A 20,199-nucleotide genomic window follows, 5' to 3' on the forward strand; every position below is an offset into this window, starting at 1 on the left:
AAGAGTCGAACGACAATCGTCGCTCGACTCTTTTCATGCTGTCGTCTGCTCGATGGCCGAATAGACTTTCCGTAGTTGGACGACCCCTTCGTCCACCACTTCCCCATCGATGAGCACGAGCGGATAGAACCACTCGTCCTGCTTGATCGCTTCGGCGATGTCATCGTCCGCCGTCTCAAAATTGATATACTCGAACTCGAACGCCTGATTCGGATATTTCCGTGCCAATGCGCTTTGCAACCATTCGTATGTCTCAATCGAACTCGGCGCCCCGACACAGCTCGCACACTGTACTTCGGCCCCATATACCGTGATTTTCATATCCATTCCCCCTCTTCTTTCCTATTATACAAAAATCAAGAAGCTGCATCGTCACAAAACGCTCAGCGTTAATGATTGAGAAACAATCTCAAACTTGCTAGAATGAAAGAGAACCAGAAAGGGGTAGATACCATGGAAATGTTTGATCAAGTCCAAGAAGTACTCGATAAATTACGCCCGTTCTTGCTTCGCGACGGCGGTGACGTCGAACTCGTTGATGTAGAAGAAGGCATCGTCAAACTTCGTTTGATGGGTGCATGCGGCAGCTGCCCATCTTCAACAATTACATTGAAAGCCGGGATTGAGCGCGCGCTCATCGAAGAAGTACCTGGCATCGTTGAAGTCGAACAAGTATTCTAAACAAAAAGGGAGACAATCATGTCATCCCTTTTTTTCATGCATGTGTCCATTCGTCCAAGCTCTCGACCATATAGGTTGGGAGTTTTTCTTGTTCCTGAATGAAAGCCGGACCATGTACGCCTGAGTTGACGTGGAGCGTCCGAATCCCGCCGTTGATCCCGAACAAGATGTCGGTATGGTAGTTATCTCCGACCATGACGACTTCTTCTTTCGTGAGACCAATCATCTCAAGCGCGATGTCGACCATGACCGGTTCTGGCTTACCGATAAAGAACGGATCTTTTTCCGTCGTCACCGTCAAGACGGACGTGAGCGCACCGTTCCCCGGTAAAAAGCCGCGTTCGGTCGGAATGGCGATATCACCGTTCGTCGAGATGAAACGAGCGCCGGAGCGGATCGCGAGCGCGCCTTTCGCCAATTTTTCGTATGTGATGTGTCGGTCGAGCCCGACGACGACGTAATCCGCCTTCGCCTCTTCCGTCACATGGAAACCGCGTTCTTCGAGCGCCAGGCGCAGGCCATCTTCACCGATCATGTAAATCGTCGCCCCGGGCGTCATCTTCTCGATATAACGGGCCGTCGCCATCGCACTCGTCAATACGTGCTCAGGCGTCACATGCACACCCATCGAGACAAGTTTATTCGCCACTTGCTCCGGCGTCATCGACGCGTTGTTCGTGACGAATAAGTATGGGAAGCCGGTCGCCTCGAGTCGATTCACAAAATCGACCGCTGCTTGAATCGGGGCCGTCCCCGCATACATCGTGCCATCTAAATCAAATAAGTATCCTTTAATCGGATTCATCTAATCACTCGCTTTCTGGTAAAAATGCTGATACAGGACCGAGCTCCACCTCGAGATAGCGTCGGACCTGCTCTGGGAATGCCTCGAACGTTGATTTATCACGGTCGACCCAGACGTCGAACCGGGCCGAATCTGCCGTGACGAACTCCCTGACATAGTGCGCCCGTAATCCGACGAGCGCTTTCGTCGCTTCCGCCGTCTCGGCGTCGAGCACACGCTCGTCGAGCAAGATGTCGACAATATCCTCATAGCTGCCCGGGTCACGCATGATGAACCCGTCAATCATCGAGTTGCCGACGTCAATCACGCCCTCCATCAAGTGAACGGCCAAACGTTGTTTCGCCAGCTCGATGGTGAACGCGTCCCCCTCTAATTGGTCGAGTCGACTGAGCATCGTCTCCATATGGGTCAACGTCTCGTTAATCTTTTCTCTGTTTACAAAATACATCGCAATCCCCCCTGCCTCCTATAGTAATCCTTTTTATCGTTCGAGAAAAGAATCTCTCCTATTTACATCATTTACGTAATTGTGATACACTAATCCACGGATTAACACAACTATTAGTATGTCACATTAAATAGATATCATGTGGAGGGTACAACACTATGGAACGAGAATTAGCGTTAGAGATCGTACGAGCAACCGAGGCAGCAGCATTGGCCTCATCGAAATGGATCGGTCGTGGGCAAAAGAACGAAGCGGATGACGCAGCGACATCGGCCATGCGTGAAGTACTCGGCACGATCAATATGGATGCAACTGTCGTCATTGGTGAAGGTGAACTCGATGAGGCACCGATGCTATACATCGGGGAACGTCTCGGGACAACGTTCGGACCAGAAGTCGATATCGCCGTTGACCCGCTCGAAGGGACGTCGATCGTCGCCAAAGGACTCGGGGACGCCATGGTCGTCATCGCGGTCGCGGATAAAGGCGCCCTCCTCCACGCACCAGATATGTATATGGATAAGCTCGTCGTCGGCCCGAATTTAAAAGGGAAAGTCTCACTCGACGAACCGCTTGAGTCGATTATCGAGAAAGCCGCCCTTTATAACGGCAAGCGCATCGAGGAAGTGACCGTCATCATGCAAGACCGTGATCGTCATGAACATTTCCGTCAAGCGGCGATGAACATGGGCGCACGCGTCAAGCTGTTTGAAGACGGCGACGTCTCGGCCGGAATCGCAGCGGCCGTCAAGTCGAACCCGATCGATATCTTCATCAGTACGGGCGGCGCACCAGAAGGCGTCATCACGGCAGCGGCCGTCAAAGCGCTCGGTGGCGACATGCAGGCACGCCTCCACCCGATGAATGAAGAAGAGACGGCACGTGTCATCTCGATGGGCATCGAGGACCCGCTCCAATTGCTCACGCTTGACGACCTCGTCAAGAGCGACGACTGCATCTTTGCGGCGACAGGCGTCACATCGGGCGAATTGCTGGACGGCGTAAAATTCTTGACGGACGATATCGTCGAGACGACGTCACTCGTCATGCGATCGAAGACGAAGACGATTCGTAAAGTCGTCGCCGAACACACACTGTCGCTCAAGCCCTACCTCCAAAAACAAGAAGTCAACGCCTAATACAAAACCTCCGCTCTCGATGAGCGGAGGTTTTCGTTTAGAATCCTTGTTCAAAATCTGTCCCGACATGGTTCGTCTGCGGTTGTTCTGCTTTCCGAAGTGAGTCGTAGAACGTCGCATACGTCGTCGTAAAGTACGGATAGACGTACAAGAAACCGATGCCGAGTGTAATGACCCCGAGAAGGAACCAACCGATGAACGAGAGGACGAGTTTGAACGCGTCCATCTTATGGCCGTCCATCATCCGGCGTGATTCGGTGATCGCCTCGAGGGCCGATAATTCCGGCTGGTCACGTAAGATGTAATACGTGAGAGAGTACGAGAAACTTTTGATGATTCCCGGAATCACGAGGAGCAACGACCAAAGGAAGATAAACAATCCCATGAAGAACGGGGCGAGCACGTGCTTGACGTATCCCGTTTTGAACGGCTCGAACAACGTTGAGACAGCAGGCTTGTCACCGCGCGATACAGACAGGACGAGCCAAGACCAACCGATGGCGAGCGGCGCAATCAATAATGTGAGGAGGAGCGACAAGAACGTAAGTCCCGTGTCCGCTGCTGTTGGGACCGCTTCTGGATCTACAGGAGGCGCGAACGATTGTGGAATCCCGTTCAAGACGACGAATAAAATTAATAGCCCGGCGAGTAGCCAACGCTTACCAGTTAACATTTGTTGTGCATGTTGCTTAAGTTGTGCAGTCATTTTCATCATCCTTTTTTTGAGTTCTCTCTTCAGTGTACGTCATCACTTCACGAAAAGTTTCAAAAAAACACGAAAAAAGGGAAAAGGTTTTCCCTTTCCCTTCAATACATGACGTTGCCCATGAAAAACTGTGACATCGATACGATAAATAAGAGCACACCTGTGGCCACTGCCGCCAACGAAATAATTTTAAAGAGGCGGCTTCTCAAAAACGCCTGACGATATTCAAAGCGGCGGATTAGCAAGACGTGGACAACCTCATAGATCAGGACTGCGGCGGTGAAGTAAAACGTCATGATACTCCCGAACCCGAAGAACAACATCGCCAGTACGCCCAAGCCGAAATTATGAATTCGATTATGGACGTCATCGCGGTCACCGACGGTCGCCGTTTGTACGTGTTGCATACTTCCACCTCACTTCCAAAACCCACAAAAACCCGAACAGAAACAATAACCTTAAATATAAGTTATCACAATTTTCCTATCCCTAAACCTGTCACACCGTCTTTTCACCTAAAAGAAACATTTGGAAAATAAATGTAACAAAAAAGCGCTGATGTCATCAGCGCGTCATGTACCGGTCGAAGGCTCGACTTCTTCCGATTTATTGAATTTGCGTTTCAGTTTGAGCGGTTGTTTCGTACCACCGAAGACTGGACCGTCTTCCGCCTCATCGATTTCCGTCTCTTTTTTGAGTACAAAGAACGGGCACCCAAAGTTACAGTATTCATACACGTAATCCATCACGTGATCGATTCGATTATCATACGTCGCGAACTTGGACTTCGACTCATAGAACCCTTTCAACCGAAGCTGTCCGTGGCCCCAATCCCCGACGATATAATCGTATTTATCAAGCACGTCGCTATAGCGTGCGATGAACGCTTCCTCGTCAAAACCGTCACGTTTCTCTTCAATGACGGTATAGCCGTGGCGATTCACTCTAATCATGTTTCACACCTCCACTGTTCTATCATAGCATGCCGACCGGTCCCGTCCCTATCCTTTTCGGATGGCATTATGACGGGTCACGATCGTCTCGCGTAACACGTCACGCAGCAGTTCCGGCATAAAGTAACGCTTCGGCTGATCGGCCAAATACGGAAGGAGCGGTCCGAACGTGAACATATCGACCGTGGCGACACGATACGTCCCGTCTAGCTTGATTTCCTCACCATTAATCGAATAGCGACCGTGTCGGCTGTCGATTCCATGGAGGATCGGGCTACCGAGCACCGTCCCGCGAAAACCGAGGCCACGGACATGCATTGTCGTGAACGCATCTTCTTGGACGTCGTTCAAAAATCGGACGAGGGTCGCCCCGTCAAGCGTCAAGAGACAAGGGTTGATCGGATGCGGACAAATCCGGTGCAACATATTGAGCGTGACGTGGCCCGGGCGCAAACCTTCTAACAAGACACCGGATGGGATGATACTCAACTCGGCGTCACACCAGTCCGCGAGTCCGCTCGCCAATAGGTCTCCGATGGCTGACGGACCGAACCAGTCACTTTCATAACCTGGTGTCTCGGCAATCGTCACATCGAGCAGACGCTCGGCTTGACCATACTCTGCGGCTAGGACCGCGACCGTCGCTTCATCAGGTTCGCGCTCCGATACATCGTGGAGACAAGCCCGTTTCTCGATGACCCGCTTTCCTTCGATGGCTAGCTCGATTTGCCCGACGTACTGCCCGTACTTGCCGGCCTGCGCAATCAGGACGCCGTTCGTGACGACACCTTCATCGAGTACGTGGTGGGTATGGGCTCCGAGGATGACATCGATTTCTGGGAACGCCTCGGCGAGCCGTTCGTCGGCATAAAAGCCGAGATGGCTGAGCGCGATGATGACGTCGCAGTCTCGAAGTGTCTCGAGGGCACGCGCCGTTGCCGCATGTGGTGCTTCGATGGCCCAACCGAGTTCAGGATAAAGCTCTTCATACGGCGCGGTCACCCCGAACAGCCCAATCTGAATTCCCTCTCGTTCGACGATGAGCGTCTCCGACGCCCATTCTGGTCGTTCACCAGCTGCTTGATAGACGTTCCCTAATAGGACCGGGAACGCGGCCTCGTCATACAGATGGGCGAGCCAGTCGTGCGGGAACGTGATGCCTTCATTATTGCCGATCGTGACCGCCGTCGGTCGAATCCGGTTGAGCAGTCGGACGTTCACTTGTCCGCGCGTCACTTCTGTCGCCGGATGGGTGCGGTCGGCATGGTCGCCGAGATCGAAGACGAGCGTCTCGTCCGTCCGATGCTCATTCAAAAACGAGACGAACCGCGGCCAGTTATGGAATTTCGAATGTAAGTCATTATAATGGAACATCGTAATCGTTCTCAAGACGATCCCCCTTCCTAGAACAGACTGATTTGGCTCGGGGCGAGTTCATATTCGGCACCGAGAATCTCAATCAACCGTTTGGCGTTTGGTACCGCGTCGCCGGCCGAGTTGTTGTTGAAGTAGACGTACACCGACTTCGCTGTTTCGTCGACTTGTTTGAGGGCCGCAGCGAGCTCCTGCAGTTCATCCTCACTATAGCGATACAGGCAGCGGACGTGACGCCATTCTTGGCTCGTCATGCCCGGCTTTCGGAGCCAGCCGGCGGTGTTACGGCCGTGCAAGCGCACGACGGCCACGTCCGGATTGGTCACGACCGGGACAAACGGGATGCTGCTCTCTTTCGTTTGCGGCTCATCACAAATCGTATTGATGAAACGTTGTTCCGCCAAGAACGCAAGCGTCCGCTCCCGGAACGCCTCGGAGAACCACGTCGGGTTCCGGAACTCGATGGCGATGTCATAGTCTCGCAACTCGTCACGGATCGTCCGTAAATAATCGAGATGTGGCTTCGAGACATCGAACCAGGGCGGGAGTTGGACGAGCACGGCTCGTAGCTTCCCAGCTTGTTTCAGCGGTTCAACAGACGTTCGATACCGCTCGAACAGCTCGGCGAGAGGCAACTTCGGCTCCCGGTCATGGCCGCTCATTTCCCTGGAAACTTTGACGATGAATTGGAACGTCTCCGGTGTTTCCAGGTTCCACTTCTCGTAATTCTTCACCGGTTGAATCGCATAAAACGAGGAATCGATTTCAACGGTCGGGAAATGTCCCGCATAGGTCGACAGTTTATGTTTTCGTTCTTCTGGGGTCGTATACAGTAAATCATGGTCTCCCCACCCCGTCACACCGACATAAATCATCACATTCCCTCCTCAACTTATTGTTCGAACGTGGCCGCAGTGTTCCGTTTCGACCAATTCAACGTCCCTGCGAACGTCACGAGCAACAGAACGAGCCCCATCACAAACGGATAGCGCATATCGATATCGAAGGCGATTCCGGCAAGCGTCGGTCCGACGATATTCCCGATGCTCATATAAGCATTGTTCATCCCCATCGCAAACCCTTGCTCTTTATCTGCCATTTTCGATACGAGCGTATTCAATACCGGCCGTAAAATTGACGTCGACAAGAAGATAATCAACGTGACCGCGAAGAAAATCGTGTAAGACCCGGCAAACAGTGAGAACAAGAAGCCGAGCGCGGCGAGCATGATAAAGATGAGCACGACTTTAATCTCACCGAACAGCGAGACGAGACGGTCGACCGCGAACAGTTGCACGATGACGCTGACGATTCCCGTCCCGGTGATCATGACCGCGATTTGTTGTGGCGTTGCGCTGAACGTCTCACTGACGAACAGACCGAGGACCGACTCATATGCCATCAAACCGAACGCCATGACCAAGTTGATGACGAGCACGAAGAAATACGGTTTCCGTGTCGACGACACGAGTTGACGCGGTAACGATTCACTCTCACTCGTTTGGACATACGGTTCACGGTCCGGTTCTTTCAATAGAATGATTGACGAGATGACGGCGACGAATGATACAATCGCCGATAACAAGAGCGGTGCCTTCAACCCGAATTCGGCGAAGAAACCACCGATTCCTGGTCCGATGACAATCCCGAGCGACATTGCCGCGGAAATATAACTGTTCCCTTTCGCCCGTTGTTTGAGCGTCGTGATATCGGCCACGTAAGCAAAGATGGCCGGAATCAAGAGAGCGGCCCCGACGCCGCCGATCGCCCGTGAAATCAACAGGACGGTCAAGTTGTCTGATAAGTAAAAGACGCCCATCGAGATAGTAAAGCCGATGAGTCCGAGGATGATCATGAGCCTGCGGCCGTAAACGTCCGCCCATTTCCCGGCAATCGGCGACATGAGCAGCTGGGCCCCGGCAAAGACAGAGATCATGAGTCCGGCAGCGGTTCCACCTTCTCCAATCATCTTCAAATAATCAGGAATAATCGGTATGATAATCCCGAATCCTGCTACAGCGATGAACATGTTCAACATGAGAATCGCCAATTGTTTCTTTTGTTTAGTCGTCAATGTATGTCACTTCCTTTTCATCCTTTCATTTTACTTGTTGATGAATGAAATGAGCAAACGATAAGACAGCAAAACACCCATCCTTGACCAGAGGATGGGTGTTCAAACACTTGCTTATGAGATGCGTGATTGAGCGAGTGATTGGTTGGAACGATTTTTCGGTAAAAACAGTGTGATCACATACACGATCAATGTTGGAACTGCCCAAGCGAGTCCGATCTCAGCCATCGGCAAGTTCGTGATCCAAGCTGTAACTGCTGACGGCGCCAATCCGTGTGTCGTCTCGAAGAGCGAGAGCACGAGGGCCGTATATACAGTTGCCTTCATGGCGACATGCGGGTTGCGCTGAATCCGCTCCGTAATCGAGACGAGTACGAGTGCGATCATGACCGGATACAAGAGCGTGAGAAGCGGTACTGCGATTTCAATCAACATACCGAGTCCGACGAGTGAAATCATGAAGCCGAACAACGTCGTTGCGATGACGACTTGGTAATACTTGAGTGATTCGAACGTATTGCTGATGAAGCGTGAGAACTCAGTGATGAGTCCGACCGCTGTCGTCAAACAAGCGAGGAAGACCGCAGCCCCGAGCGCGAGCATTCCGACTTGTCCGAAAGATGAACCTGCAAACGCTTGAAGCAAGCTTGCTCCGTCTGTCGTTCCTGTTTGGCCTGTCATGTTCGCTCCAATCGACCCGAGCGAGATATAGACGAGCATCAAACACGTGACAGCGAGCATTCCAGACGTCCGAAGAAGTGAAGATGCTTCTTTCTGGTCCGTCATCCCGTTCGCTTTGAGCGTGACGAGCACGATGGCACCGAAGACGAGAGCGCCGAAGACGTCCATCGTCAAGTAGCCTTGTTTGAAGCCTTCCCCGAGGGCACCAATCCACGTCTCATATCCTTCTGCTGGTGCGACCGGCTTCCCGAGTGGAGCCACGAGGTTCGTGATTCCGATTGCCGCAAGCAAGAGCAAGAGGATTGGCGTGATGATGCGTCCGATGACTTCAATCAATTTCTGAGCACGTAACGTCAAGAAGAACGTCAAACCGAAGAAGACAGTTGAACTGATTGCGAGCGTGAGCGTAGATGGCGCACCGAGAAACGGTACGACTCCCATCTCATACGTGACTGCTGCCGTCCGAGGAATCCCGAAGAACGGTCCAATCGCCACGTATATTAATCCCGTCAAGACGAGCGCAAGCCGCTTCGGAATATACCGAGCGATTTGGTCAGATCCACCGCCGACCCGCGCGACTGCGAAGAGCGCGAGTAATGGTAGCCCGACGCCGGTAATGACGAAGCCGACTAGGGCTGGGACGAGGTTCTGTCCTGCCATCGCACCTAGCATCGGTGGGAACAGCAAGTTCCCGGCCCCGAAGAATAATGCGAAAATCGTAAATGCTAACGGGAATAATGTCGATTTTTTCATACAACTACCTCCACATACATGTAATACCTTCCGTGTTACCCAATGAATCAAATGACTAAATTTTCTGACAATAAACCGCTTGGTCTATTTCATTATACACACTTTCATTTTTTTGACCACCCTATCGTTAAAAATGATGTTTATTTTTTAATTATGTGGATTTATTACATAGAACTCTTCCCTTAATTTACAAATTATCGGCTAGTTGCGCTCAGTGACTAGCTGTATATGAGAAAAATGGTCAATAACGGATATCAAACTTCCGGAATGATTCGACCGTCGCGTCTTCCGCTTCAATCCGTTCGACCCCGACAAAGCGATTCCCGTCATAGAGGGCGCGTTTATATGATTCGAGTCTCTCCGCGTCTCCTTCGATTTGAAGTTCAACCGTCCCATCATTCAAATTCCGGACCCAACCTGTGATGCCGTATTCAAGTGCAGTCGCTTGAGCGAAATAGCGAAAACCGACCCCTTGGACCCGGCCCGATACGATGAGATGCTGTGCTTGTTTCATATAAGTCTCCTCCTCTAATTTGAAAGAATGGGTTTAGTCTCTGTCTCGTTAGGCAACAATATATAAGTAAAATACTGGATAGGAGTGGTGATGTGGAACAACTTGTGACTGTGGTGACGACAATTTCAGATTGGCTATGGGGTGTGCCAATCATCTCGTTACTCGTTTTGTCTGGACTCTATTTGACGATTCGTTTAGGATTCTTCCAATTCCGATACCCCATCTACATAATGCAACAAACGTTAGGCAGTGTCTTTAAAAAACCAAAAGGTGAAGGTGACATCAGTCCCCGCCAGGCGTTGACATCGGCCTTATCTTCGACGATCGGTGCCGCCAATATCATCGGGGTACCGGCCGCCATCATGTTCGGCGGGCCGGGCGCCATCTTCTGGATGTGGGTCATCGCCGTCGTCGGGATGGCCATCAAGTTCTCGGAGAGCGTCCTCGCCGTCCGTTACCGCGAGAAGAACGAGGCCGGTGAGTTTGTCGGCGGTCCCGTCTACTATATGGCGAAAGGCTTGAAGCTGAAATGGCTCGCCTCATGGTTCGCCTTCGCTCTCATGATCGAACTCATCCCGAGTATCATGGTTCAAGGAAACGCCGTCAGTTCGGCCGTCAGAGAGACGTTCAACGGCAATACCCTTGTGACCGGGATTATCGTCGCCGGGCTCGTCGCCCTCGTCGTCTTCGGCGGTATGAAACGCATCGCGAAAGTGACGGAAGTCATCGTCCCGGCGATGGCACTCGTCTATGTCGGTGCCGGTTTCATTATCGTCTTGATGAATTTCTCACAAATCCCGGAAGTACTCGGGCTCATCTTCTCATACGCATTCCAACCGATGGCCGCGCTCGGTGGTTTCGCCGGTGCCGCCATCGCCGAGACGATTCGCTGGGGCTTCGCCCGTGGTCTTTATTCGAACGAGGCAGGACTCGGGACGGCACCGATTGCCCACGCCGCTGCGCAAACGGATCATCCGGTCCGACAAGGCTTTTGGGCCGTGATCGGGATCGTCATCGATACGCTCATCATCTGTAGCACGACGGCGTTCGTCGTCTTGTCGTCCGGGGTATGGACACGGGCCGATGCGATGAACGATCCAGCCGCCCTGACAACAATCGCGTTCCAACAGTACTTCGGTTACACGGGTAGCCTGCTCGTAACGATCTCGCTCATCTTTTTCGTCTTGTCGACGATTATCGTCATCATCTTCTACGGGTCGCGCCAAGCCGAGTACTTGTTTGGTTTGAAGGCCGGCTTCATGATGAAAGTCGTCTATATCGGCTCAATCGTCATCGGTGCAATCGGTGGGGCCCAAATGATTTGGAACTTCCTTGATTTGATGCTCGCGATGATTCTTATCCCGAACATGATTGCCGTCTTGATGTTGAGCGGTGAAGTGAAGCGCTTGACGAACGAGTTCTTCACGTCCGAGAAATATTATAAGAAAGACGTCGCCGAGAAGAAGGCGTCGTAATGACAAACCCGGCTGCGATTGCAGCCGGGTCCTTTTTATGTTGATGATTCGATGTTGTCAATCGCTTGGCGAATCCGTCCGACTGAGGCATCGAACTGCCCCTGTTCCTCGTCCGTCAGTTCGATCTCGATAATTTGGCGGATGCCGGTCCGGTCAATCAAGGCCGGTACGCCGATATGGAGACCTGAGGCACCGTATTCGCCATCGAGATGGGCACCGATTGTCACGACGGAGTTCTCATTCCGGACGATGGCGCGGACGATTCGGAGGAGCCCGAGCCCGATCGCGTAGTACGCCGCGCTCTTATATTCGATGATTTGATTCGCCGCATCGCGGACTCCTTGATAGATGGCGTCCAAATCTTCTTGGCGATACGATTCATTCTCCTCAAGTAGCTGCTTCATCGACTTCCCGTAAACGCGGGCGTTGTCCCAGGCGACGAAGCCCCCGGCACCGTGCTCACCCATGTAATAGACGTGACAGTTCCGCGACGACAAGTCGAAGTACTCGCCTACCTTATAACGGAGTCGGGCCGTATCGAGAACGGTACCCGAACCGATAACGCGATGTTTCGGCAAGCCGGACGCCTTCCAGACGACGTGTGCCATGACATTGACCGGGTTCGTCGCGACGACGATGATGCCGTCGAATCCGCTCGCCATAATTTGTTCCGTGACATGTTGCATGACCTTCGCATTTTGTTCGGCGAGGTCCATCTGGGTCTGACCGAGCTTTTGCGCGGCACCGGCCGTGATGACGACGATATCGGCGTCGCGGCAGTCCGAGTAGTCACCTGCCCAAATCCGGACCGGACTCGGGGCGAATGATATCCCGTGATTGAGGTCCATCGCCTCTCCTTCAGCCTTGGCGTGGTTCGAGTCAATCAAGACGAGCTCTTCACAGAGCGCGGCCATCGACAGTTGATAGGCGAAACTGACGCCAACCCATCCAGCGCCGACGACGGCGATACGGGTGATGTCTTCTGGGTCAATCGTGTTCAAGTGATCCATATGCTTCATCCCTTTCTAAACGTGTTCTCTTACTTAGCATACCCGACTCGCCATCGTTTCACGACAAAAACTAAACAATCAGTATATCCAAAGTAAATACAGGATTACGCTATACGCCACGTTTCGGTTCAAATATTCCCGTATCTCGAACATATCCAAAAATTTGAATCGTTTTATTGTCCTGTATAAACGGGATTCGTTCTTTTTTTAGGGTAGATATCAATTCATCAGTCATGTCAAATACGTCCGGTTCGACGATTGCTCCCTTGTAGATTAACACCTTTGGTCGCAATCGAATCCATTCGATTGATTGTAGAGAAGACTCCATCCAAATGTCTTCCCACTCTCCCCATAACAATTCGTACTCAGACAACGACTCACTTGGAAACAACGTATCTTCTCCTAAGTATTTAATTTGATACGGGGGCGCATAACACAATGCTTCTGATAGAGCTCGATTGAGACGCTTCCATCTCGTCTCGTTCATTACCGATGTCAATTGACGCCGCTCGATTTCATGCAGTTCTTTTCGTCGGTCCACCCAATTCACCTCTACCGTATTTGTTCTAATTTTGCAATCGCCCGTGACACTTCATCCCGATTCTGTTTTCGTTTCATCCATTCAGGCAATCGACTTTCGATACTTCGATTCGCCCCTTCGCTCGTCCGAATCGTCGCCTCGATGTAACGCTTGAGGTAATCGAGATGTTCTCGATTGTAAGCCCATAACACATGACCACAACAACTAGTTTGTAGATAGAGCGGCAATCCGAAATGCACATCGAAGGCTCCACCGATATATTTTGTACCGGTCTGATTACTTTGCAGATGACCGCATTTTAGACAACTCAGGCGTACCTCATTAGCCTTCTCTATAACGTCCGCTCGTCCCCCACAACGTGGACAAATTACGAACATCTGACCCATGAACGTTTCAAGTTCTCGGCTCTCTAGTGAAAATCGATTGGTCACGTCATCGCCTCCTCGTTTCATTATACAAAAAACCAGCGAAGTCGAGCTTCGCTGGTTGTCGAGATGGCATTACTTGTTGGTTTTTTGGAGCACTTTCAACCCTGTACCCATGTCAGACGCGAGCACATAGTTTTGATCGACGTACACGCCCCAGATATTCGCATCGGCCGGCACGTATTTTCCGATTTGTACCGGGTGACTTGGATTCGAAATATCAACAGTTCGAACCCCGCCCGCATAGTGAGACAAGTACAACGTGTTCCCATGTACTTTTGGATCGTGTACCGTTTTACCGAACGTCACTTGTTCAGCCGGATTCTCAGAGATGTCTTCTGTCAAATCCGTCTTGAATTCGCTCAATAGTTTTGGATTCGTTTTGTTTTTAATGTCGAAGATCCGTGTGTATCCGTAAGCTTGTTCGTAGCCTGATTTAACCGGTGCATACACTTCTCTTGTTTCAACGAGTACCGTGCCGCCTTTTGCAAGTGCCGCCGAGTGCGCCGAGCCTTGTTGATCCGATGCGAACGCTGTGCGTCCTTCGTATGTCACGTTATCTGGGTCTGAGATATCCAAGATGATCGTTCCAAGATCCCAGAACGAGAGAAACGCTGTTTTCCCGTTCTCATCCGCATAGGCGCTATGATTGAAGACCGGTCTCTTCTTGCCATCTGGTGCGTTCCAATTGTATCCGTCAAAGCTTTCATCGACTTCTGCTAATGAGCGTGGATCGAACTCATATAGCTTCTTCGGTTCCGCCGGGTTGGTTACATCGACGAGTTGGAAGTCCTTCTCTTTACCGTGTGAATAGTAGTCCGCGTAAGGGTTCGAGGCAAGGACCAATACCCGGTCCTCTTGTGTCGTCAAGTAAAGCTCATGTGTGCCTCTCGTTTTCTTCGTCACTTCATAGAAACCCAACTTCTTCGGCTCATACGGGTTCGTCACATCATAAATCAGGAATCCACCTTTAGAATTCGGATTTTTAGAGTCGAGTTGTTGTACCGATACAACCGCCAAATCTCCTTTGAACGATTTTGTGTTCACCGTCTTCACGATTACTTTTTCCTGCCAAGTCCCAGGAATGTCTTGGTCGGCGAATACAGCGACTTCTTTCGGATTGGATGGATCTTTCAAGTCAAACACGCGAACCCCGCCGTTTCCTCCACCGGCAGTATGTGTTCCTGTGTATGCAAACCCTTTATGGGCGTACACGTCGGCCGTACTATTTTTTACGCCTTCTCGGATTTCCTTTAATGATACTGCTGCCGTCTCATGTAGATACTTGACGTTCTTGCTTCCTTCCGTCACGGGAACCGAACTGATTTCATCCGGGTTACGCTCCCCTTTCTCAATGTTGATGTCCCCAAGCTCGTCATGCGCATATGTAACCGGTAAAGCTGATGAGACCGTTAACCCTGTGACGAGCGCTGCACTTAATAAGAATTTTCCTTTCAAAATAAATTCCCCCTTATATTTTTTTGATAGAAACTCTGTTAGAGGCAGAATACAAAAAAATCCTTCTGAACTCATAAACGAGACAGAAGGATTCCGAAAAATTCCGATTTCCTCTCATCTCTCAGCGTTCGCTGTTAGATTTAGCACCGTTTCCGTACTGGCGATTCAGTACGGATGGTTGCCGGGCTTCATAGGGCTAATTCCCTCCACCTGCTCTTAATAAGAGTATTCATATCAAATTACTTTGTATTATGACGACGTTTCCATGGAATGTCAATATATTTTTCTGCATAATCTTTACAGGTGAAGTTTTCATTCACTCTCGCTCCCGACAATAGTGAACCGGCCGAATCTCGAGCCGCCACCCTAACGCTTCCGCTTCGGGTACTTGGGTCGTCGGATGGATGGAAGCGATTCTGACTGCGTCCTCCATATCTAACGCTTCAATCACGAACGCACTTCCCATGACTTCCTTCGATTCAGTAACAGGCCCATCCGTAATCGAAATCTGATGTGACTCCCGCTTGAGTTGTTTCATGCTCGCTTCAAGCCCCATGTCCAACAACACTTGTTCACTTGCATATAGCTCCTGTAAGTATGGTTCACACGTCGCCATGATTTGATCGATTTCCAGGTCGGTCTTTTCGTTCATTTTGTCAGCGTTGAAATATCCCGTTACCAAGAACATCATGTGATCTTCTCCTCTCGAATCTACAGTCACGCATCATCTTATCCCATTCCCTATTCCCTGTTTACAGGCATTGCCTACACAAAAAGACGGTCGACATGAAATCATGTCAACCGTCTTTCCTCATCTATTCAGGATTATCCGATCGATCCTTCCATCTCAAACTTGATGAGACGGTTCATTTCGACGGCATATTCCATTGGCAATTCTTTCGTGAACGGCTCGATGAAGCCCATGACGATCATCTCCGTCGCTTCTTCTTCCGAGATTCCACGGCTCATGAGGTAGAAGAGTTGCTCTTCTGACACTTTAGAGACTTTCGCTTCGTGCTCGAGTGAGACTTGGTCGTTCAAGATCTCGTTGTACGGGATCGTGTCCGACGTCGACTCGTTATCCATGATGAGCGTGTCACATTCGATATTCGAACGTGCACCTTTCGCTTTACGACCGAAGTGGACGATTCCGCGATACGAGACTTTTCCGCCTTGTTTCGAGATCGACTTCGAGACGATTGACGACGACGTGTTCGGTGCGAGGTGAATCATCTTCGCGCCCGCGTCTTGGTGCTGCCCTTTACCGCCGAGAGCGATTGAGAGCGTCATACCGCGTGAGCCTTCACCTTTCAAGATGACGGCCGGGTATTTCATCGTGAGTTTCGAACCGATGTTGCCATCGATCCACTCCATCGATCCACCCGCTTCACAAACAGCACGCTTCGTGACCAAGTTGTAGACGTTGTTCGCCCAGTTCTGGATCGTCGTATAGCGGCAGTATGCGTCTTTGTTGACGAAAATCTCAACGACCGCTGAGTGGAGTGAGTTCGTCGTGTAGACCGGTGCTGTACATCCTTCGACGTAATGGACAGAAGCGCCTTCGTCGACGATGATGAGCGTCCGCTCGAACTGACCCATGTTCTCCGAGTTGATGCGGAAGTAAGCTTGGAGCGGTTGCTCGAGCTTCACGCCTTTTGGTACGTAGATGAACGAGCCACCTGACCAAACAGCCGAGTTGAGCGCCGAGAACTTGTTGTCCGTCGGTGGAATCAATTTTCCGAAGTACTCACGGAAGAGGTCTTCGTTTTCTTTGAGCGCTGTGTCTGTATCTTTGAAGATGACACCTTTCGCTTCAAAGTCTTCTTGCATGCTGTGATAGACAACCTCAGACTCATACTGAGCCGAGACGCCTGCCAAGTATTTTTGCTCCGCTTCCGGGATTCCGAGCTTGTCAAACGTACGTTTGATTTCTTCAGGAACCTCGTCCCACGAGTGCTCTGTCTTTTCAGACGGTTTGACATAATACGTGATCTCATCGAAATCGAGTGCTGTGAGATCGCCGCCCCATGTCGGCATCGGCATTTTGCGGAACTGTTCGAGTGATTTCAAGCGGAACTCGAGCATCCATGCCGGTTCTTCTTTCATGCGCGAGATCGTCTCTACGATTTCATTCGTCAAGCCGCGGCCTGAACGGAAAATCGAGATGTCTCGGTCATGGAAGCCATATTTATAATCGCCAATGTCAGGCATGTTTTTCGCCATATCGGTCTCCTCCTTCTACTTACGCTTCCTCGTCGACTCCCTTTTCAAGCGCTTTCCACGCGAGTGTGGCGCACTTGATGCGAGCCGGAAACTTTGAGACGCCAGACAACGCTTCGATGTCGCCTAGGTCGAACGTGTCTGTATCATAGTCTTTCCCTTGGACCATCTCCGAGAAGATGTTGGCCAATTGGAGTGCCTCGTCAACAGACTTGCCCTTCACGATTTGAGTCATCATCGATGCCGACGCGAGACTGATTGAACAGCCTTCACCTTCGAACTTGGCATCTTTCACGATTCCGTCCTCGACTTGGAGTTGGAGTCGGAGTGAATCCCCGCATGTCGGGTTGTTCAAGTCGACCGTCACGCCATCTTCGATGACGCCACGGTTTCTTGGGTTTTTATAATGATCCATGATGACCTGTCGGTACAACATGTCGAGATTGTTAAAACTCATAATTGAAATACTCCTTCGTTTGACGTAGCCCTTCGATGAAGCGATCGACTTCTTCTTTCGTATTGTACAAGTAGAAGCTCGCTCGGGCTGTCGATGATTGCTTCAGGAGACGCATGAGCGGCTGGGCACAGTGGTGGCCGGCCCGGACCGCGATGCCTTGCATATCCAAGACGGTCGCTAAGTCGTGGGCGTGCACGTCACCTAAATTGAACGTGACGAGTCCGACCCGTTCCTCTGGTCCGTAAATCTCAATGCCTTCAATCGTCCGCATCTGTTCGATGGCGTACGTCGCGAGCGCCCGTTCGTGGGCTTCGACGTTCTCGAGACCGAGGTCTTCTAAAAAGTCGATGGCCGCTGCCAAACCGACGGCGCCGGCGATAATCGGCGTCCCTGCTTCGAACCGGTAAGGGATGTCTTTCCAGGTCGACTCATACAAGTCGACGTAATCGATCATCTCGCCACCGAATTCGACCGGTTCCATGTTTTTGAGCAACTGCTTCTTCCCGTATAAGACACCGATTCCGGTCGGACCGAGCATCTTATGGCCTGAGAAGGCGAGGAAGTCGCAATCGAGTGCTTGCACGTCAAGTTTCCGGTGCGGTGCGCTTTGCGCCGCATCGACGACCATGACCGCGCCTTTTTCATGGGCGAGCTTCGCCACGTCGGCGATCGGGTTGATCGTGCCGAGCACGTTCGAGACGTGACTCATGGCGACGATTTTCGTCCGGTCCGACAAGACGGCACGGACCGCGTCGAGCGTGACCCGACCGTCCGGCGTCAGTTCGACGTAACGGAGCGTGGCCCCTTTACGCTTGGCGAGCTGTTGCCACGGAATCAAGTTGGCGTGGTGCTCCATCGGTGTGAGGACGATTTCGTCTCCCGCGCCGACGTTGGCGTCCCCGTAGCTTGACGCGACGAGGTTAATCGCCGTCGTCGTCCCGCGTGTGAAGATGATTTCTTCTGGGACGGCGGCGTTGATGAATGAACGGACGCGCTCCCGCGCCCCTTCATACGCATCCGTCGCGTGCGTCCCGAGCGTATGGACGCCCCGGTGCACGTTCGAGTGGATGCGGCGATAGTAATCCTCGATCGCCTCGATGACAGCAAGCGGTTTTTGGGAGCTCGCCGCGCTGTCGAGATAGACGAGCGGATGACCGTTGATTTCCTGATCTAAAATCGGGAACTGTTTACGAATCGAGGCATCAATCATCTTAACGTACTTTCCCTTCGATGACTTCACGGAGACGGTCTTTGACCGACTCGATCGCGAGTTGCTCGACGACCGGGTTCAAGAATCCGTGAATGATCAACCGTTCGGCTTCTTTACGTGACAAACCGCGGCTCATCAAGTAGTAGAGCTGTACGTCGTCGACGCGTCCGACCGAGGCGGCGTGACCTGCCATGACGTCGTCCTCATCGATGAGGAGAATCGGGTTCGCATCTCCACGTGCCTTTTCAGACAACATGAGCACACGTTCCGTTTGAACGCCGTTCGATTTCGAAGCGCCATGGTGAATCATCGATGTCCCGCTGAAGATGGCCGTGGCCGAATCTTTTTGGACACCGTGAATCAAAATGAACCCTTCTGAAGACTTCCCGAAATGGTCCGTCCGGATGTTGAAGTTTTGTTTCTGTGCGCCACGACCGATCGTGACCGCTTTCGTGTCTGAGAACGTGTTGTCTCCGACGAGGTGCGTTTTCGTCTCGACGACCGAGTTGCCGTCATTCATGTGACCGAGCGCCCATTCGAGACGTGCGTTCTCATAGACGACACCGCGGCGGTTCATGAACGAGAGAGCCGACTCAGCGAGCTGGTCGACGCCACCGAAGACGACTTTCGCGTTCGCGCCAGCGAACACTTCCGTCACGGCGTTGACCGTGTGCGGCTCGTTCGTGTTCGAGAGGAAGCTCTCGACGTACGTCAATTCACTGCCTTCGTCTGCGACGATGATCGTGTGGTGATAGAGCGCGCCGTTCGCTTGTTCCATCGTGAAGATGGCTTGGAGCGGGTCTTTCAACTGAACGTTCTTCGGTACGTATAAGAACGCACCGCCGTTCATGAGGGCAGCGTTCAACGCAGACAAACGTTCTTCGTCCACGCGGACACCTTCCGTCATGAAGTATTTCTCAACGAGGTCCGGATGTTGTTCCATCGCTTCGTTGATGCCCATGAAGAGGACACCTTCTGGCGTCGCAAGTTCGTTGTAGACGACATGACCGTTGCGTTCAACGAGCACGTTTGTACGGTGGTCTCCAAGAAGTGCTTCGATTTCAGGCGTCAAGCCGTCATGCTTCGTGAGCTCGACGTCTCCAGAGACGAAGTCCCATTTATCAATCTTGATCTTTTCAACTTTTGGCAAGGCGAGAGTCGGCGCAAGTTCTGCTGCTTCTTTGCGACGGTTGACCATCCATGAAGGTCCACCGAGCGCCTCTGCACGTGCCGCTACTGCTTGTGCATCCAATTCAAATTGTACGGTCATCGTAC

Annotated in this window: 23 protein-coding genes and 1 riboswitch; of the genes, 3 read left to right on the top strand and 20 right to left on the bottom strand. The window is 51.6% G+C overall.

Features of this window, described 5'->3' with window-relative positions; all coding sequences use genetic code 11:
- Window positions 1-33 precede the first annotated feature (33 nt).
- Window positions 34-327 carry a DUF1462 family protein gene (locus tag KNP84_RS01625; protein WP_058764064.1) on the bottom strand — a complete coding sequence of 98 codons (294 nt, stop codon included), beginning with the start codon at window positions 325-327 and terminating at the stop codon, window positions 34-36.
- Between the two features lie 96 nt (window positions 328-423).
- Here KNP84_RS01625 and KNP84_RS01630 point away from each other — a divergent pair, with 96 nt between their 5' ends.
- On the top strand, window positions 424-681 hold the full coding sequence (locus KNP84_RS01630; RefSeq protein WP_228617585.1) for a NifU family protein: 258 nt from the start codon (window positions 424-426) through the stop codon (window positions 679-681).
- A gap of 34 nt (window positions 682-715) precedes the next feature.
- Here the strand turns inward: KNP84_RS01630 and KNP84_RS01635 are convergent, their stop codons facing one another.
- Both KNP84_RS01635 and KNP84_RS01640 read right to left on the bottom strand, forming a co-directional pair.
- Entirely contained in the window at window positions 716-1,486 is a 771-nt protein-coding gene (locus KNP84_RS01635; RefSeq protein WP_058764066.1) for a TIGR01457 family HAD-type hydrolase, read from the bottom strand.
- Window positions 1,487-1,490: 4 nt separating this feature from the next.
- Window positions 1,491-1,934: a DUF86 domain-containing protein gene (locus KNP84_RS01640; protein WP_131472395.1), complete on the bottom strand. Its 444-nt coding sequence runs from the start codon at window positions 1,932-1,934 to the stop codon at window positions 1,491-1,493.
- Window positions 1,935-2,092: 158 nt separating this feature from the next.
- Here KNP84_RS01640 and glpX point away from each other — a divergent pair, with 158 nt between their 5' ends.
- On the top strand, window positions 2,093-3,073 hold the full coding sequence (gene glpX / locus KNP84_RS01645; protein WP_021065511.1) for a class II fructose-bisphosphatase: 981 nt from the start codon (window positions 2,093-2,095) through the stop codon (window positions 3,071-3,073).
- Between the two features lie 37 nt (window positions 3,074-3,110).
- Here glpX and KNP84_RS01650 read toward each other — a convergent pair whose 3' ends face one another.
- From KNP84_RS01650 to KNP84_RS01685, 8 genes are all read right to left on the bottom strand, one after another.
- Window positions 3,111-3,788 (bottom strand): DUF975 family protein, encoded by a 678-nt coding sequence (locus tag KNP84_RS01650; RefSeq protein ID WP_251131097.1) that lies wholly within the window; start codon window positions 3,786-3,788, stop codon window positions 3,111-3,113.
- 92 nt (window positions 3,789-3,880) lie between these two features.
- Window positions 3,881-4,186: a hypothetical protein gene (locus tag KNP84_RS01655; protein WP_021065509.1), complete on the bottom strand. Its 306-nt coding sequence runs from the start codon at window positions 4,184-4,186 to the stop codon at window positions 3,881-3,883.
- Window positions 4,187-4,351: 165 nt separating this feature from the next.
- A complete protein-coding gene (locus tag KNP84_RS01660) occupies window positions 4,352-4,732 on the bottom strand; it encodes a YutD family protein (RefSeq protein ID WP_215114078.1) in 381 nt (126 codons plus the stop codon).
- 48 nt (window positions 4,733-4,780) lie between these two features.
- Window positions 4,781-6,121, bottom strand: coding sequence for a bifunctional metallophosphatase/5'-nucleotidase (locus KNP84_RS01665; protein WP_251131098.1), 1,341 nt, complete (start codon window positions 6,119-6,121; stop codon window positions 4,781-4,783).
- A 14-nt stretch (window positions 6,122-6,135) separates the two neighbouring features.
- Entirely contained in the window at window positions 6,136-6,981 is an 846-nt protein-coding gene (locus KNP84_RS01670; RefSeq protein WP_214831966.1) for a DUF72 domain-containing protein, read from the bottom strand.
- 17 nt (window positions 6,982-6,998) lie between these two features.
- A complete protein-coding gene (locus tag KNP84_RS01675; RefSeq protein WP_021065505.1) occupies window positions 6,999-8,180 on the bottom strand; it encodes an MFS transporter in 1,182 nt (393 codons plus the stop codon).
- A gap of 114 nt (window positions 8,181-8,294) precedes the next feature.
- The gene (brnQ, locus tag KNP84_RS01680; RefSeq protein WP_215114079.1) at window positions 8,295-9,614 is read right to left on the bottom strand and encodes a branched-chain amino acid transport system II carrier protein; all 1,320 of its coding nucleotides are present in this window, start codon (window positions 9,612-9,614) and stop codon (window positions 8,295-8,297) included.
- A gap of 241 nt (window positions 9,615-9,855) precedes the next feature.
- Window positions 9,856-10,128, bottom strand: a complete 273-nt coding sequence (locus tag KNP84_RS01685; RefSeq protein ID WP_215114080.1) for an acylphosphatase — start codon at window positions 10,126-10,128, stop codon at window positions 9,856-9,858.
- Window positions 10,129-10,220: 92 nt separating this feature from the next.
- Between KNP84_RS01685 and KNP84_RS01690 the strand changes: the two genes are divergently transcribed.
- A complete protein-coding gene (locus tag KNP84_RS01690) occupies window positions 10,221-11,603 on the top strand; it encodes an alanine/glycine:cation symporter family protein (protein ID WP_215114081.1) in 1,383 nt (460 codons plus the stop codon).
- A gap of 35 nt (window positions 11,604-11,638) precedes the next feature.
- Here KNP84_RS01690 and KNP84_RS01695 read toward each other — a convergent pair whose 3' ends face one another.
- The 9 genes from KNP84_RS01695 to sufD all read right to left on the bottom strand — a co-directional run bounded on the left by KNP84_RS01695 (window position 11,639) and on the right by sufD (window position 20,194).
- A complete protein-coding gene (locus KNP84_RS01695; protein ID WP_021065501.1) occupies window positions 11,639-12,613 on the bottom strand; it encodes an L-lactate dehydrogenase in 975 nt (324 codons plus the stop codon).
- Window positions 12,614-12,722: 109 nt separating this feature from the next.
- The gene (locus KNP84_RS15315; RefSeq protein ID WP_353049094.1) at window positions 12,723-13,163 is read right to left on the bottom strand and encodes a DUF6678 family protein; all 441 of its coding nucleotides are present in this window, start codon (window positions 13,161-13,163) and stop codon (window positions 12,723-12,725) included.
- A gap of 2 nt (window positions 13,164-13,165) precedes the next feature.
- Complete coding sequence (locus KNP84_RS01700) at window positions 13,166-13,585, bottom strand: hypothetical protein (protein ID WP_215114082.1); 420 nt, start codon at window positions 13,583-13,585, stop codon at window positions 13,166-13,168.
- Window positions 13,586-13,654: 69 nt separating this feature from the next.
- Entirely contained in the window at window positions 13,655-15,037 is a 1,383-nt protein-coding gene (locus KNP84_RS01705) for an LVIVD repeat-containing protein (protein WP_215114083.1), read from the bottom strand.
- Window positions 15,038-15,148: 111 nt separating this feature from the next.
- Window positions 15,149-15,263: riboswitch (SAM riboswitch) on the bottom strand.
- Between the two features lie 90 nt (window positions 15,264-15,353).
- Window positions 15,354-15,728, bottom strand: coding sequence for a YciI family protein (locus tag KNP84_RS01710; protein WP_215114084.1), 375 nt, complete (start codon window positions 15,726-15,728; stop codon window positions 15,354-15,356).
- Between the two features lie 134 nt (window positions 15,729-15,862).
- On the bottom strand, window positions 15,863-17,260 hold the full coding sequence (sufB, locus tag KNP84_RS01715; RefSeq protein ID WP_029595099.1) for a Fe-S cluster assembly protein SufB: 1,398 nt from the start codon (window positions 17,258-17,260) through the stop codon (window positions 15,863-15,865).
- Between the two features lie 19 nt (window positions 17,261-17,279).
- Window positions 17,280-17,714, bottom strand: coding sequence for a Fe-S cluster assembly sulfur transfer protein SufU (gene sufU, locus KNP84_RS01720; RefSeq protein ID WP_029595098.1), 435 nt, complete (start codon window positions 17,712-17,714; stop codon window positions 17,280-17,282).
- Window positions 17,704-18,924, bottom strand: coding sequence for a cysteine desulfurase (locus KNP84_RS01725; RefSeq protein ID WP_029595097.1), 1,221 nt, complete (start codon window positions 18,922-18,924; stop codon window positions 17,704-17,706). Before KNP84_RS01725 ends, sufU begins: the two co-directional genes overlap by 11 nt.
- A 1-nt stretch (window position 18,925) precedes the next feature.
- Window positions 18,926-20,194 (bottom strand): Fe-S cluster assembly protein SufD, encoded by a 1,269-nt coding sequence (sufD, locus tag KNP84_RS01730; protein WP_021065496.1) that lies wholly within the window; start codon window positions 20,192-20,194, stop codon window positions 18,926-18,928.
- Window positions 20,195-20,199 lie beyond the last annotated feature (5 nt).

Source organism: Exiguobacterium sp. s70, from assembly GCF_018618315.1.
GTDB classification, from domain to species: domain Bacteria; phylum Bacillota; class Bacilli; order Exiguobacteriales; family Exiguobacteriaceae; genus Exiguobacterium; species Exiguobacterium chiriqhucha.